Source organism: Galbibacter marinus (assembly GCF_000300875.1).
Lineage (GTDB): Bacteria > Bacteroidota > Bacteroidia > Flavobacteriales > Flavobacteriaceae > Galbibacter > Galbibacter marinus.
This window is the reverse complement of the sequence record NZ_AMSG01000041.1, coordinates 1-15,587: the sequence shown is the minus strand read 5'-3', so window position 1 is coordinate 15,587 and position 15,587 is coordinate 1. Positions and strand designations below refer to the sequence as shown.

Sequence of the window (15,587 nt, the reverse complement as noted above, 5' to 3'; positions counted from 1 at the left end):
TCCGATAATTAATATGTCTGTTTTAATCATAACCAGGTGCATTTTATAGCTTTACTAAGCCTTGCATTGTTTTTTTCTTTTTCACTTTTCTGATTTAGAAACTAAACTTTTGGTAAACTCGTTTAGTTTCTCAACTTTTTCCCCAAAATCTCCTTTGATGGTTTTTCTATAGCTATTTAAATTCTTGACTAATTCATCGATATCATCAGGGATGACCTCTTCGAAGAATTGTCTCAGTCTTTTTGCGGTTGTTGGAGATTTACCGTTGGTAGAAATTCCGATTTTCACATTTCCTTTGGTCACAATACCACCCATATAAAAATCACAATAAGGTGGATTATCTGCCACATTGACCAAAATATTTTTCTCTTTACAATCTTTGTAAATTTGAATGTTAACCTCTGTATCATCTGTGGTAGCAATAACAATATGTGCCCCACTAAGATACTTTTGGTCATAGGTATCGTGAATTAATTTCAAATTCTTTTGAGTTGCAATCTCAAGAACCTGAGAATCAAATGAAGGAGCCACAAGACTTACTTTGGCATTTGGACTGGATTTCAAGAGGAAGCCTAGTTTTTCCAATGCAACTGTTCCACCCCCTACTATGAGGGTTTGCAAGTTATGTACCTTTAAAAATACCGGATATAGTTCGTTTCGCTCCTCCATTTCTACTTCACCGGTTTGTTAAACCGCCTCAACCGTTTGTTTTACTTTCGTTAATATTTCTCGTTCTCTAACCACTTCACCGATAACTATAATAGCTGGATTACTCAAGCCATGTTCCCTTACGATGCCCTCGATGGTATCTACTGTCCCAATTCCTATTTGTTCATATGTTGTGGTACCATTTTGAATAATAGCCACAGGCATTTGATTCTTGTGTTGCTCTTTAAATAAGCTTACAATTTCTCCCAATTTACTCATACCCATTAGTATGATAACTGTCGCTCTAGACTTTGCTGCCAAAGCCACATCTTTGGAGAGTTTATGTTCTTTGGTGGTGCCCGTTATGACCCAAAAACTCTCTGAGGTTCCTCTTTGAGTAAGAGGAATGTTCTGAGAAGCAGGGACGGCTAATGCTGAGGATATTCCTGGGATAAATTCCGCTGGTATCCCTTTTGATAATGCAAACTCTAATTCTTCAGAACCTCTTCCAAATACAAAAGGATCACCACCTTTAAGTCGAACTACATGTCCATGGGACTTAGCTCTACTTACAATAAGCTCATTGATTTGATCCTGTTGGTAGGCATAACAACCTTTTCGTTTACCAACAAAGATACACTCAGCCTGAGGTGCGTATTCCAAAATCTTTGGATTCACTAGTGCGTCATAAAGAACCACATCGGCGGTCTGTAAAGTTTTCATACCCTTAACAGTAAGCAAATCCGGGTCACCCGGACCTGCCCCTATTAAAGTCAGCTTTGGTTGGTTATTTGTCTGCATCTGCTAATTCTAATGTTCTAAAGGCTTTTGCTTTTTCAGAGAATGCCTTAGCATCTTCCATATATGATTTTGCAAAATCCTTAGAGGGTTTATTCCTATTAATCTGATAAACGTAATCAGGGAAGGTTGTGGTGTTTAATGAAATTCTCCCGTTTGCGACAAATAATTCTTCAAACTGATTTATAATTCCTATTTGAGTATTGGTTTTTTTATTTTCACTAATCAATAATGCCTTAGCGGTATTAATCATAGACGAATACGAATTATAAATACTATGAGCCCAATTTCCTTCTTCCAATGACGCAAGTGCTTTTTCTGTTTTCTCTTCGCTCTCTAGTAGTAGGGTTGCTACTAGGTCAATCACGACCCCTGCACATTCTCCTACTCCAATTTTTTGTTCGTATTTCTCTACATTACCCCAATCCACAAAATCTTCAGCCGATAGATCTTCCGCACTCGATAAGTGTTTCAGGTAGTCGTAGAAATAGGTTTGTTCTTTACGGTCGTAATAATTCATAAAGTTCTCCCCATCTTGTTTGTTTTTATCGTAATCATCAAGAATCAAGCGAAGTGCTTGAGGACCTCGTTTTGAAGGTATCTTCACGACTTTATCAGCAAATCTTCCTTCACCATTTCCAAGAGCCCCTCCTCCAAGTAACACCTGTAATGCTGGAGCTACACGCTTATCAGGGGTTCTCATGGTCATTCCTTGAAAACCTATATGTGCCATATTGTGTTGACCACAGGCATTCATACATCCGCTGATTTTAATATAAATATCGCGGTTGTTTTTATATTGAGGATATTCTTGATCAATTACATCTTCTAACACATCAGCAATTCCAGTGCTACTTGCAATTCCCAAGTTACAAGTATCAGTACCAGGACATGCCGTAATGTCAGAGGTTGCATTAAAGCCAATTTCAGTAAATCCTAATTCCTTGAGTTCTAAGTAAAACAAAGGAAGTAATTCAGACTTCACATGACGCAAAAGAATATCCTGTCGAAGGGTGAATCGAAGCTCATTGGCTGCGTAGTCTTTGATAAGATTAGCAAGCTTTCTTGCTTGTGGTGTATAAAAATCACCTAATCGCACCTTAATACCTATAGAATGTAAACCAGATTGTTTTTGATCAAACACATTGTGCTTAATCCACTGCTCATAGCCTTGAACATCTTTAATGTCAATCTTAGGTACTTTAATGTTATCAACCACAGAGCGGTCAAATTCAAAACCTTCTTCGCTAATAGGGTAGGACTGGTACGCTAGTGCTAATTTTTCTTTTTCAACTAAGTCTAAAAACGCTTCCAGTCCTATATCTTTTATTAAAAATTTCATTCTAGCCTTCATTCGTTTAGAACGTTCTCCATAACGGTCGAAAACTCGAATAACCCCCTCTATAAAGGGTATAATTTGATCTGTTGGCAAAAAGTCATATACAGGCTCCGCTGATCTAGGTTGGGATCCAAGTCCCCCACCAACGATTACCTTAAATCCTTTTTGTCCATCTTTTATTTTAGCAATTAATCCCACATCATGTATATAAGACAATGCGGTATCCTGATCTGTAGAAGAGAAAGAAATTTTAAACTTTCTTCCCATTTCCTGATTCATTGGATTTCTAAGTAAGTACTTAAAAGTTGCATGAGCATATGGAGTAATATCAAATGGCTCATCAGGATCAATACCAGCTTCAGGACTTCCTGTAATGTTTCGAACGGTATTACCACAGGCCTCACGGATGGTTACATCATCTTTATCCAACTCATTCCAAAGTTCAGGTGTTCTATCCAAACTCACATAGTGGATTTGAATATCCTGACGAGTGGTAATGTGTAATCTTCCTCTTGAGTATTCATCGGAGACATCACATATACGCAACAACTGGTCACCAGTTACGCGTCCAAATGGCAATTTAATTCTCACCATTTGCACCCCTGGTTGACGCTGTCCATATATTCCTCTGGCCAAGCGTAAACTTTTAAACTTGTCCTCATCCATTTTCTCATTACGGAACAATCGAATCTTACGATCTAATTCAATGATCTCTTCCGATACAAATGGATTCTCAATCTCTGATCTAAAGCTTTGCATACTTTTTTTTATTTTTTGTTCTATGGACTTAGTTCCACTGCCCGAAGGCAAAAACAATAAGACTTGAATTTTTTATTTACATCCAGTCTTTGGCTCTAAACACACAACCGCAAACCTTATAGTACTACGGTTGGTGAAACTCCAACAGTCTACTAAATCGATAGACTAATGGAATTTTGAAGCGAAAGTACCATTTAATTATAAAAACACAAATGAATTTATGGATTTTTAACTAAAAAAATATATCAGTGGGCATTATATCACAAACCAAATACGCTCCTAGAGTTCTAGTTTTCCAATAGCAGCTTTAAGAAACCCACCAGTGGTAACCTTCTCCCTGAGTTCTAGAGCACGATTGCTCATCGCGTGATAGTCCTCAAGTGATAAGTTCTCAAGAATATCATCAAGTTCCAATAGTGAAGAAATTGCTATCCCAGCTCCTTGGGACACTATATAAGGTGCAATGGCGGCTTTGTCCCAAATAATAATTGGAAGTCCACACAATAAATAAAGGGATGTTTTATGTGGGTTATTGTATTTTAGGTATTCTCCTAAAATCCCACTACACTTATCCACAGCATTTCCACCCCACACCAGACCAAAGTGACCTTTAATATGCTGGGCGACCTCATCAGGAGGAAAACTCCCCTTGTAGTCAAGTACCTTTTTTTCTGAATCCAAACTTTCTTTTGAAAAGCCATTTCCATATAAATTAAAGGAATAGTTTTGTATAGCTTGCTTTTGCATCTTATAGATAAAAGCACTCTTATCTACTGTAAGTCCACCAGCAACAACAATTTGATATGGCTTTTGTATTTCGGTATTTTGTTCAATTTTTAAATCTAAAGTATTTAGATAATCAAACAGCTCTAAGGTCTCTAATGTTGCTTTACACCCTTGCTGTTCAAACCAACGTTTCATCGAGTCGTTATGAACAATGATCTTATCAGCTATATTAAAACGTTTCATTTCTTTTTCTACAGCTAGCTTTCCTTTCATAAGTGAATGCACATCATGAATAACAAGAACAATTTTACACCCTTTCACTCGAGCACCCCAGGTGATATAGTTGTAATACTTACTTAAAGGGTATTGCACTACTAAATAGGATTTTGCAGGCAACAGCAACAATCCTTTAGTAATACTCAAAAAACTTAAAACAGCACCAAGAGCGGAGCTCTTCATACGAGTTTGTTTTAACCCTAAGTTGCGTATCCCCATTGAATCAAGGATACGTTCAATATCCGTTTTGGGTTTATTGGCAGCATTGTTTGTGGGTCGGTAATTTCTGGATATATAAAATGTATTGTTCAATTTTTCTCTCGTTTAAACCCTCTATGAAAGGCTACAATAAATTCTCTCTTAAAGGCAAAGATAGAACTTTGACCTTTAAACCTATCTGAAGAACTCAAAATTAAGTTATACACCATCTTATTCTAGGTCTTTTTTCTATCGTGAATGTTCTACTCTTCTACAAAACAGAGACCAATGCACCATTTTATTCCTAGAATACTCGCGTTTGATATTTTTCAGTCCTAAAAGACTTAGTGTAAATTTTCACAAAATATAGCTCTTAAAACCAACCATATTTGAAGTCTTAAATGATGGTGGTGTGCTGGTCATAGATGAATTGGACACAAGTCTTCATCCGCTAATGACATTAGCAGTTACGAGACTTTTTAACTCTAAAGAATATAATCCAAATAATACGCAGCTCATTTTCACTACCCACGACACCAATTTATTATACTATGGAAACTATAGAAGAGACCAGATATATTTTGTAGAAAAAGACCGGTTTGGTGCTTCAAATATGTACTCCCAAGTCGAATATAAAGAAGAAGGAAAAACGATTCGTAAAGATCGGTCATTCGAAAAAGATTATATAGATGGTCGTTACGGAGCTATTCCTTTCATTGGTAACCTTTCAAATATAGCATCGGGATGGCAAGAAAAATAAAAATCCCTAACGAGCGAAAATACATTCGTATAAAACTGTCATTCAATACAACCTATAATGGGATTAACGTTTGTATTTTTAAATTAATACGCATCCTATCAAGCTACTTTGATCAAACCCTGGAATTCACGACAAGGATCGTATAAAAGCTGCGTTGCGGTAATGAAAGGACTTTTAGCTCAAATGTAATATATTTGCCCAATAGTACACAGAAAACTGTAGTTTATGGAATATGACTTTTTAATCGTAGGGGCTGGACTTTTTGGTTCTGTATTTGCTCATCAGGCAAAAAAGGCAGGAAAGAAATGCCTTGTGATTGACAAAAGAGACCATTTAGGCGGGAATATTTATTGCGAGAATGTTGATGGTGTTAATGTCCATAAATACGGAGCTCATATTTTTCATACCAATGATAAAGATATATGGGACTTTGTAAACAGTTTTGCCGAATTTAACAGATATACCAATTCTCCGGTTGCCACATATGAGGACAAATTGTATAATTTGCCTTTTAACATGAATACCTTCTATCAACTGTGGGGTACCAAAACGCCTGAAGAGGCTCAGAAAATCATTAACGAGCAGGTTGAGAAATATGGTTTTGAAAAACCTAAAAACTTAGAAGAGCAGGCGCTTTCATTGGTCGGAAAAGATATCTATGAAAAATTAATAAAAGGTTATACTGAAAAACAATGGGGCTGCCGAGCCACAGAGTTACCCGCCTTTATAATTAAGAGACTTCCTCTTCGATTTACTTTTGACAACAATTATTTCAATGATAAATACCAGGGAATTCCAATAGGTGGTTACAACAAAATCACAGAAGGTTTGTTGGAGGGTATTGAAACAATAACTGGAGTTGATTATTTTAAGAATAAAGAAGAGCTTGATTCTAAAGCAGAACGCGTTGTTTTTACTGGTAAAATAGATGAATACTTTAACTTCCAATACGGCAAGTTATCCTATCGAAGTCTTGAGTTCAAGCACCAGACACTCCCAATGGAAAATTACCAAGGAAATGCCGTGGTGAACTATACGTCTTCAGAGGTACCTTATACCAGAATAATCGAACATAAACATTTTGAGTTTGGGACTCAAAAGAACACTGTTATTACCAAAGAATACCCACTAAAAGGATCCACTTCTAATGAGCCTTACTATCCTATTAATAACCAACAAAATAACGAATTGTATCTCAAATATAAACAACTAGCTCAAGAGACTCCCGAAGTCATCTTTGGTGGTCGATTAGCCGAGTACAAATATTATGATATGCATCAAGTCATCGGTTCTGCTTTAAGCAAATCCAAAAAAGTGCTTACTTCACTTTAAGAACACCTACAAACTAAAAGCATATTAAACTAGTAAAACAGTGCAAATTAAGCCTCCAAAGCCTGCTTAAGATCTGCAATAATATCCTCATAGTGTTCTAATCCAATGGACACCCTTACCAAGCCATCAGAGATCCCTACCTCTAAGCGATCTTCAACAGAGAGTTTACTGTGTGTAGTGGATGCAGGATGGGTTACAATGGTTCTAGTGTCACCTAAATTAGAGGTCAGTGAACATAAGTTAACAGCATTTAAAAAATTTCGTCCTGCCTCAACACCACCTTTGATCTCAAAAGCTAATATGCTACCCCCTTGGCTCATTTGTTTCTTCGCGATTTCATATTGCGGATGCGATTTTAAAAAGGGATATTTAACAAAATTTATTTTGGGATGTTCTTCTAAAAATGTGGCTACCTTTAAGGCGTTATCGCAATGACGATCCATACGTACTGCCAGTGTCTCCAAACTTTTAGATAAAATCCAAGCATTAAACGGTGACATTGCTGGACCAGTATTTCTGGAAAATAAGTAAATTTCGTTCACCAGATCCTCTGAACCAACGGTAATACCTCCGAGGACTCTACCCTGACCATCCATTAATTTGGTTGCCGAGTGGATGACTAGGTCAGCACCAAATTCTATGGGTCGTTGTAAATAAGGTGTAGCAAAACAGTTATCGATTACCAGTATTAAATTATGTTTTTTAGCCACCTCACCTAAATATGCCAAATCCAATATATCAACAGCTGGATTGGTAGGTGTTTCAGCAAATAATATTTTAGTAGTAGGACGAATCAAGCTTTCTATCTCCTGCGGTTGATCTACATTAAAATAACTTGTTTCGATATTCCATTTCGGAAGGTATTTGGTAAACAAGGTATGAGTGGATCCAAAAACCGAACGAGCAGATACAATATGGTCTCCACTATCGAGCAAGGCAGCAAGAGATGAAAAGACCGCAGCCATTCCCGTTGCAAATGCATAACCTGCCTGTGCTCCTTCCATATGACATACCTTATCCACAAATTCAGTAGTATTTGGATTGGTAAATCTACTGTATATATTTCGAGGATTTTCACCCGTAAAAGCGGCGCGCATTTCTTCAGCATCATCAAAAACAAAACTCGAGGTAATGTACATTGGAGCGCTGTGCTCTAAAAATTCAGTTCGGTTAATCTGCGTTCTAATCGCGTCGGTTTCAAAATGCTTTCTACTCATGTGTTGATGTTAAAGACAATTGGGCTATATAGCCCTACTTTTAATATTCAGTGATTGGTATTTCTTTTGTTTTATATATGCGTTTTTTGCTTTACCCTTTTTCGGTGAGTTTAAGAATATCACCAAAAACACCTCTAGCGGTCACAGCTGCTCCAGCACCTGCACCTTGTATAACAATTGGGCGATCTCCATAAGACTCGGTATAAATTTCAAAAATAGAATCGGCCCCCTTTACCTGCCCTAGCACACTATTACCTGGAACAGAAACAAGTTTGACATCTAACTTTCCTTTTTCCTTTTGCAAATCGCCGTAAAGATCTCCCACATAACGCAAAACATGACCTTCTTCTTGCTGTTCTTTGACTTGGGTGTATATTGGGTTGAACTCTTCCAAATGCTCTAGGAAGGCCTCTACACTCTTATCTCTAAGGTGTTCTGGTACCAGGTTCTCTATATTGACATCTTCAAATTCATTCTGAAGATCTAACTCCCGGGCTAGAATTAATAATTTACGACCAACGTCATTACCATAAAGATCTTCTCTTGGATCAGGTTCTGTAAATCCATTGGCTATAGTTTGTTTTAGCACCTCACTAAAAGACACTTCTTCTGATGAAAAACGGTTAAACAAGTAACTTAAGGTCCCGGAGAACACTCCTCTTATTCTGGTAATATTTTCTCCTGATAAGTGCAATATGCGAATGGTATCAATTAAAGGCAATCCAGCTCCTACATTTGTCTCATACAAATATTGCTTTTGATTTTTGTCCAAATGAGATCTAAGGTCTTTGTAAAAATCAAAACTAAGGGTGTTGGCAATCTTGTTGGAGGACACCAAATCAAAACCATTTTCGATCAGCAATTTGTAATTCTCAACAAACTGTGCGCTTGCCGTATTATCTACTGCAATAAGGTTTTCTAAATGATGAGCCTTCGCGTAATTAATCAACGTTTCAATAGAAGATGCTGTTTCACTATTTTCAATAGCTGTTTTCCAATCGGCATCGATTCCATCGCTGTTTAACAGGAGTTTTTTTGAATTAGCAACGGCAAAAATATTGAGTTTTATTTTTTTACGATCCTCAATATTGATCGCTGAATCTAGGATTTGATTGATCAATGTTCCTCCTACTAAACCATGCCCAAAGACAGCAATATTTATCTTTTTAGAAATTTCAAAAACTTCACCATGGATGACATTTAATGCCTTGTGAAGTTCCGATCTTTTCACAACCAAACTCACGTTTTTACCCGTTACCGTGTTGTTAAACAATATTGGAACAACCTGGTTTTTGATCAGTGCATTATAGGGTTTATGGAAACTACTAAGATCTAGTCCGATAATTGAGATTACCGAAACATCATCTACCACGGCAATTTTATTGACGTCCTTGGAATAGAAATCATATTCAAATTCTCGCTCTAGGGCAATCACCGCTTGGGTAGCATCTTTAGCATTCACCACTAGTCCGATCCCCCGTTCGGATGACCCTTGAGAGATAATACTTACGCTAATTTCACGTTTGCCTAGGGCATTAAAAATACGCGCATCCACTCCAGCTTTCCCTAAAAGCCCTCTTCCTTCTAGATTCACTAAGGCCATATTTTCAAATATGGAAAGTGACTTCATACCTTCCTTCTTAGGGGTCGCAGTTATTAAGGTACCACTACATTGTGGATTAAAAGTATTAAGGATTCGAAGTGGTATGTTTTTCTCTATTAGTGGTATAATCGTCTTAGCGTGTAAGATAGTGGCACCAAAATTAGCAAGTTCATTTGCCTCGTTAAACGAAAGTTCTTCTATACGCTGTGCTGTTGGTACTAAATCTGGATTGGCTGTAAAAATACCATCCACATGCGTGAAGTTTTGTAGCTCACCAGCATCTAAGAAATTTGCAAGTAAAGCAGCTGTATAATTACTTCCATTTCGCCCTAGAGTTGTTGTTTCATTTTTTTCATTCGAACCTATAAAACCAGTAACTATATTTACGGTCTTCCCGTTATGAGTTGCAAAATGTTTAAGCACCCTCTGCTTAGATGCCTTTTCTAGCGGCTGGGCATCCCCAAATTTTTCATCCGTTACAATTAAAGCTCTTGAATCTGTAAAATTCGCTTGAATCCCCCTTTTATTAAGGATCTGTGTTACCAGTTTAGCAGAAATAAGTTCCCCTTGTGCTAGGACCTCATCTTTGATCTTTTGACTATAATCTCCCAATAAATGTACCCCAGAGAACAGTTTTTCAAGTTTGTCAAACTCTTTCGATAAGTCTACATATTGGAAGTCCTGCAATTGATACTTCTTAAAAGCATCCAGTAAATGTACATAGTCTTGTTTGGCAGCTGCAGTCTCCAAAATATTTTCAAGTTCATTGGTGGCGTTATTTCTAGCAGAAACAACTACAGCAATTCTCTCCTTGTTTTGAACACTTCTGCTTATGATCTCAACTACATTATTAATTCCCTGACCATTGGCTAGTGACTTGCCACCAAATTTTAATATTTTCATTTTATTTTTATTTAGAGCGGATTCAAAAACCCCTCCTATGAGTTTTTCTAATTGTTCAAATTCTATTAAAAAGGCATCGTGTCCGTGGACAGAAACTACCTCCCCATAGCGAACTCTATCACTCGAACGTGCTAATTGTTTATAGGTTTCTCTATTTTCTTCTGCAGTAAAAAACAAATCCGAACTTACCCCTATAATATGGACATTGGCCTCGATGGTTTCCAAAACATTGAAATGTTCTGGCCGATCCCTTGTCACATCAATGGTCTTGAGTAACTGATTCATTAGTTTATATGCAGAAAGCTGAAAGCGTTGTTGAAGTTTTTCTCCGTGATGTAAAAGCCAGCTTTCTACATTGAATACCTGAAGTTCCTCATTTGTAGTTCTTTTAAAGCGTTCTTTAAATGAGGCAGGGGTGCGATAGCATAACATGGCATGCATTCTCGCATCGTGGACTGGCTGTTTTGAATTGAGTAAGAATTGTTCTTGTATCTGACAGTTGGCGATAAGCCAATCTGTAGATTTCCAATCCGTTGCCACTGGAATGAGATTTTGAGTGATTCTAGGTTGTAAAGCTGCCATCTCCCAAGCAATACCACCGCCAAGTGATCCTCCAATAAGTGCAAACAACCTCTTTATACCAAGATCTTCCAACCCCTTCAAAAAGATGATAGCGATATCTCTTGCTACAAAATCTTTATAATTCTCAATAGTGGTTCCATCATACCCATTTCCAGGAATATTAAAGGACAAGACGGTATAGATTTCTGTATCTATGGCTTTTCCTTCTCCAATAAGTTCCTTCCACCAGCCATTTTCTCCACTGACATCTGAATTTCCAGTAAGGGCGTGATTAACCATCACAATTGGGGCACTGTGAAGTGGTTGACCAAATAACTGATAGGATAGGTTTATATCCTGCGTAGCACCACTAATAGTAGTGTAGGATTTTAATTTAATATGTAACAACTCTTCTTTCAACTTCTTAAAGTTTTATTGCTTCGTTATTGGTTTATATGATCCAGTAAATTCAACTGGTATCGGCCAGTGATAATACTAAAGCCGATAATTCAAAATCGTTATCAAGAAGGTCTAAAAAATTTTAGGGAAGGATTTTCTAGCGTTATCTACCTGCATTTTAACGGCAGTAGAATGTAGCACCTTCTCGTTCTATGAATTGGAAATTCCATTCACCTATAAGGGTTGCTAAGGCATCACAAGGTCTATTCCTTCCGCCTTTCTTGATAACAATCACATTAAGTTTTTGAACTTTAGTTCAAATTTAGAAGACGATTCCTGTCCGCTAGGCTCAAACTACTTTACCTTTTTAATACTGCATAAGCAGTTTATTTTTGTGCAAACTCCACCTGTGCGAAAGCTTCTTTTACCTGGTCAACATAATCTAACTTTTCCCAAGTAAATAATTCAACTTCGCGTTCCACTCTACCGTTATATGGAGATTCGAATACTTTTGTAGTGGTCACAGGTTGTTTACCCATATGTCCATAGGCAGCGGTCTCCAAATAAATCGGATTTCTGAGTTTAAGTCTTTCTTCAATAGCAAAAGGTCGTAAATCAAATAACTCAACAACTTTTGCTGCGATTTCTCCGTCAGTCAAGTCTACCTTTGAACTACCATAGGTATTTACAAAAACAGAAGTCGGTTCCACTACACCAATGGCGTAACTTACCTGAACTAAAATTTCATCTGCTACTCCTGCTGCGACTAAGTTCTTGGCAATGTGTCGTGAAGCATAGGCTGCACTTCTATCTACCTTACTAGGGTCTTTACCACTAAATGCACCTCCACCATGAGCTCCTTTTCCACCATAGGTATCTACGATAATCTTTCTTCCAGTTAAACCTGAATCTCCATGAGGACCACCAATGACAAACTTACCTGTCGGATTGATGTGGTATTTAATATCATCATTAAAGAGCAACTGTATTGACTCAGGCAACTGAGCAATAACCCTTGGAATCAAAATTTCTAACAAGTCCTTTTTAATTCTATCGAGCATCACTTGGTCATCTTTATCGAAAGGATCATGTTGAGTTGAAATCACGATCGTATCAATCCTCAAGGGAACATTATCATCTGAATATTCAATAGTGACTTGAGCTTTTGCATCTGGTCTCAAATAAGAAATCTGATCTGCTTCTCTGCGGAGTTCTGCCAGAGTATGCATTAATTTATGCGATATATCAAGGGCCAAAGGCATGTAATTTTCCGTCTCACTAGTAGCATATCCAAACATCATCCCCTGATCACCAGCTCCTTGTTGTTCTTTTGTATCTCTGTCTACTCCCTGGCTTATATCCTGAGATTGCTCATGAATCAAAGAGATAACACCACAAGAATCACCACTGAATTGGTAAGCTCCTTTGGTATACCCAATTGTGTTAATAACATCTCTAGCAATGGATTGAACATCGAGATAAGTTCCACTTTTCACCTCACCCGCCAAGACGACTTGCCCAGTGGTAACAAGGGTTTCACATGCAACCTTACTCTCTGGATCAAAAGCTAAAAAATGATCTAATAAAGCATCGCTAATTTGGTCAGCAATTTTATCTGGATGTCCTTCACTTACGGACTCCGATGTAAATAAATATCCCATAACACTTAAAATCTAAACTATTATCTTTGGAAAGTATGCTGCCGAAAAAGCCTAAAGAAGTAAATTACTGCTTTAGCGCTTTTTTTACGAGGTGGCAATCAGTCAAATCTTTCCTCAAAATTATGAGGACAAAGGTACACATTAGATTTAAATTGAAAAACCTTTAGATACTTTTTTCACAATTCGTTTGTTAAAAATAAAATATCTACAATCAGAGGGATAACTTTACGGTTAGTTTGACAAGCTATCAAATACACAAAACTACTTGGGGAAATCATAAAAAATCGCATTAGAACAAATTTAGTGAAATCACATTAGCTATTGTATCTCAAACTACTATCTAAGACCCACAATTACTTAAAAACGATCTTTAAACCCGAATGCCAATTCTACACTTTAAGAACATTGCTAATTGGATAAAAGAAATAATGGTACAATAGTTAATTCAGAAAGCACTTATTTATCCTTATTGAGCATTTTTAGCTCTGGAATAAAAAGCAATTACGCTTAAAGAAACACATAATATTAAACTAAAAGTAAATATCTTCAAATTCACCTCAACCAGATCAAAAATTGAAACAAATGATATAAAGATCATCCCCAAAATTGAAATTAAATAAAAGAAATATTCTTTATAATACAATTTCAGAATTATTGATAAAACAAAAAGATTTAGACCAAGATAAAAACTGAGAACGAGCTGGACAAGGTAAGGCATATAACCTTTGGATTCAAACGAATAAAAATATAACCCCAAGATAATCGGGAAAAAAAATAGCACATAAATAACAGGACGGTTAAAAATATATCGTAACTCCTTTATGATTTTTTCCTTAAGTCCGTCAGTTACATTAGTAGAGGCCATTTTCAAGTAGGAGTTTAATGCTACTGAATTGATTGTCTTTTTAGAGATAAACATATACAACATAGGAAATGATAGAACATTAAAAATGTTTAAATACAATGCAAAACTGCTGGTTTGAGTACCCACCCCCAAAAATAAAATACAGTTAATTACAATTAAAAGAACACTGAAAATGTAATACATAAAGGTTAAAAAATTTAAACACCTCCTGATTATCAGTACATTAATTGTTCCTCACTAATAGCCGAAACATGATATAAAGCAAGAAGTTCAGTTATAAAGATCTAATTTATACACGACAAAATTAAAAATAGAGATGAAATTAGCTTAAAACTATAAGCGAAAACTAGTAGAATACTGATAATTAATCTTTGTAGAGCACAAACTATCACGTCATACATTTAGAAAAAAACACCAGTCCAAGTGAGGAAAATACTGAAATATTTCCTGAACTTTTAATGTTATATCCTTAGATCAAAGCTTGAATTATGGATTTAGAAACTCGAAAATTTGCCTTTGTGCAGGAGTTCTTACAGATTAAAAGTGATGACGTTGTCGCCAGATTCAAAAAATAATTAAATATAGATATTCAATTTTAACAGAGATTCTTTTTGGTCAAATTAATCAAATCTTTTATATCCACCTCCAAGGAGGATCGTTATTACACCACAGTTAGCAATAACTACGGGCTTTGAAAGGTTCGATCCTAAATTAATTTTTATTACATAGTCGATAACTTGTATATTTACCCCTGGATTATAGTTTCACTTAAACGATTTTGTTATGCATGTTGCAATCGCTGGAAATATAGGTGCAGGAAAGACAACACTCACTAGACTGCTTGCTAAACACTTCAAATGGGAACCTCATTATGAAGATGTAGTAGACAACCCTTATTTAGATGATTTTTATACGCAAATGGAACGCTGGAGTTTCAATCTTCAAATCTATTTCTTAAACAGTCGATTTCGGCAAATATTAGAGATCCGTAAGAGTGGGAAAAAAATAATCCAAGACCGAACCATATACGAGGATGCCTATATCTTTGCGCCTAACTTGCATTCAATGGGTCTTATGACTAACAGAGATTATGAAAACTACACATCTTTGTTTGAGTTAATGGAAAGCTTGGTACAATCACCTGACCTTATGATCTATTTAAGAAGCTCAATTCCCAATTTAGTGAATCAAATACACAAAAGAGGGCGTGAATATGAAAACTCTATTTCAATAGACTATCTAAGTAGACTAAATGAGCGGTATGAGGCTTTTATACACACCTATGATCGTGGTAAAATGCTTATCGTGGATGTTGACAATTACAACTTTGTAGACAATCCGGAAGATCTTGGAGAAATTATCAATAAAATAGACGCTGAGATCAACGGACTTTTTTAACAGCACGTAAAAAGAAACTAAAAGCACCTCTTATTTCAACCTTATTATTAACCTCTCAAAAACCTGCCCAATTCGATTGAAATTCATGACGGGTAACAACTATTAATTTAAAGGTGAACTTACCCATCTACGCTAATGCGATAG

At 36.5% G+C, this 15,587-nt stretch carries 10 protein-coding genes and 1 riboswitch; of the genes, 3 read left to right on the top strand and 7 right to left on the bottom strand.

What is annotated here, in order from left to right:
• Positions 1–81: 81 nt before the first annotated feature.
• From I215_RS15095 to I215_RS15080, 4 genes are all read right to left on the bottom strand, one after another.
• Positions 82–669: a precorrin-2 dehydrogenase/sirohydrochlorin ferrochelatase family protein gene (locus I215_RS15095; RefSeq protein ID WP_008992858.1), complete on the bottom strand. Its 588-nt coding sequence runs from the start codon at positions 667–669 to the stop codon at positions 82–84.
• Positions 670–687: 18 nt separating this feature from the next.
• Positions 688–1,449 (bottom strand): uroporphyrinogen-III C-methyltransferase, encoded by a 762-nt coding sequence (gene cobA, locus I215_RS15090; protein WP_008992857.1) that lies wholly within the window; start codon positions 1,447–1,449, stop codon positions 688–690.
• Entirely contained in the window at positions 1,436–3,544 is a 2,109-nt protein-coding gene (locus I215_RS15085; protein ID WP_008992856.1) for a HEPN domain-containing protein, read from the bottom strand. The genes cobA and I215_RS15085 overlap by 14 nt, the downstream gene beginning before the upstream one ends.
• 279 nt (positions 3,545–3,823) lie before the next feature.
• Positions 3,824–4,858, bottom strand: a complete 1,035-nt coding sequence (locus I215_RS15080) for a beta-1,6-galactofuranosyltransferase (RefSeq protein WP_008992855.1) — start codon at positions 4,856–4,858, stop codon at positions 3,824–3,826.
• 271 nt (positions 4,859–5,129) lie between these two features.
• On the opposite strand from I215_RS15080, the gene I215_RS15075 reads away from it, so the two are divergent.
• Both I215_RS15075 and glf read left to right on the top strand, forming a co-directional pair.
• Positions 5,130–5,504 (top strand): AAA family ATPase, encoded by a 375-nt coding sequence (locus tag I215_RS15075; protein WP_083852526.1) that lies wholly within the window; start codon positions 5,130–5,132, stop codon positions 5,502–5,504.
• A 225-nt stretch (positions 5,505–5,729) separates the two neighbouring features.
• Complete coding sequence (glf, locus tag I215_RS15070; RefSeq protein WP_008992853.1) at positions 5,730–6,836, top strand: UDP-galactopyranose mutase; 1,107 nt, start codon at positions 5,730–5,732, stop codon at positions 6,834–6,836.
• A 47-nt stretch (positions 6,837–6,883) separates the two neighbouring features.
• Here the strand turns inward: glf and I215_RS15065 are convergent, their stop codons facing one another.
• From I215_RS15065 to metK, 3 genes are all read right to left on the bottom strand, one after another.
• Positions 6,884–8,053: a trans-sulfuration enzyme family protein gene (locus I215_RS15065; RefSeq protein ID WP_008992852.1), complete on the bottom strand. Its 1,170-nt coding sequence runs from the start codon at positions 8,051–8,053 to the stop codon at positions 6,884–6,886.
• A gap of 91 nt (positions 8,054–8,144) precedes the next feature.
• Positions 8,145–11,540 (bottom strand): bifunctional aspartate kinase/homoserine dehydrogenase I, encoded by a 3,396-nt coding sequence (gene thrA, locus I215_RS15060; RefSeq protein WP_040460612.1) that lies wholly within the window; start codon positions 11,538–11,540, stop codon positions 8,145–8,147.
• A gap of 139 nt (positions 11,541–11,679) precedes the next feature.
• Positions 11,680–11,810: riboswitch (SAM riboswitch) on the bottom strand.
• A 95-nt stretch (positions 11,811–11,905) separates the two neighbouring features.
• The gene (metK, locus tag I215_RS15055) at positions 11,906–13,180 is read right to left on the bottom strand and encodes a methionine adenosyltransferase (protein WP_008992850.1); all 1,275 of its coding nucleotides are present in this window, start codon (positions 13,178–13,180) and stop codon (positions 11,906–11,908) included.
• 1,648 nt (positions 13,181–14,828) lie between these two features.
• Between metK and I215_RS15045 the strand changes: the two genes are divergently transcribed.
• Complete coding sequence (locus I215_RS15045) at positions 14,829–15,443, top strand: deoxynucleoside kinase (protein WP_008992848.1); 615 nt, start codon at positions 14,829–14,831, stop codon at positions 15,441–15,443.
• Positions 15,444–15,587: the final 144 nt, after the last annotated feature.

What these genes read in the sequence shown, in the direction of transcription:
- I215_RS15095 (WP_008992858.1), bottom strand. Translation starts at nt 669, where the DNA reads ATGGAGGAGCGAAACGAACTATATCCGGTATTTTTAAAGGTACATAAC.
- cobA (WP_008992857.1), bottom strand. Translation starts at nt 1,449, where the DNA reads ATGCAGACAAATAACCAACCAAAGCTGACTTTAATAGGGGCAGGTCCG.
- I215_RS15085 (WP_008992856.1), bottom strand. Translation starts at nt 3,544, where the DNA reads ATGCAAAGCTTTAGATCAGAGATTGAGAATCCATTTGTATCGGAAGAG.
- glf (WP_008992853.1), top strand. Translation starts at nt 5,730, where the DNA reads ATGGAATATGACTTTTTAATCGTAGGGGCTGGACTTTTTGGTTCTGTA.
- I215_RS15065 (WP_008992852.1), bottom strand. Translation starts at nt 8,053, where the DNA reads ATGAGTAGAAAGCATTTTGAAACCGACGCGATTAGAACGCAGATTAAC.
- metK (WP_008992850.1), bottom strand. Translation starts at nt 13,180, where the DNA reads ATGGGATATTTATTTACATCGGAGTCCGTAAGTGAAGGACATCCAGAT.
- I215_RS15045 (WP_008992848.1), top strand. Translation starts at nt 14,829, where the DNA reads ATGCATGTTGCAATCGCTGGAAATATAGGTGCAGGAAAGACAACACTC.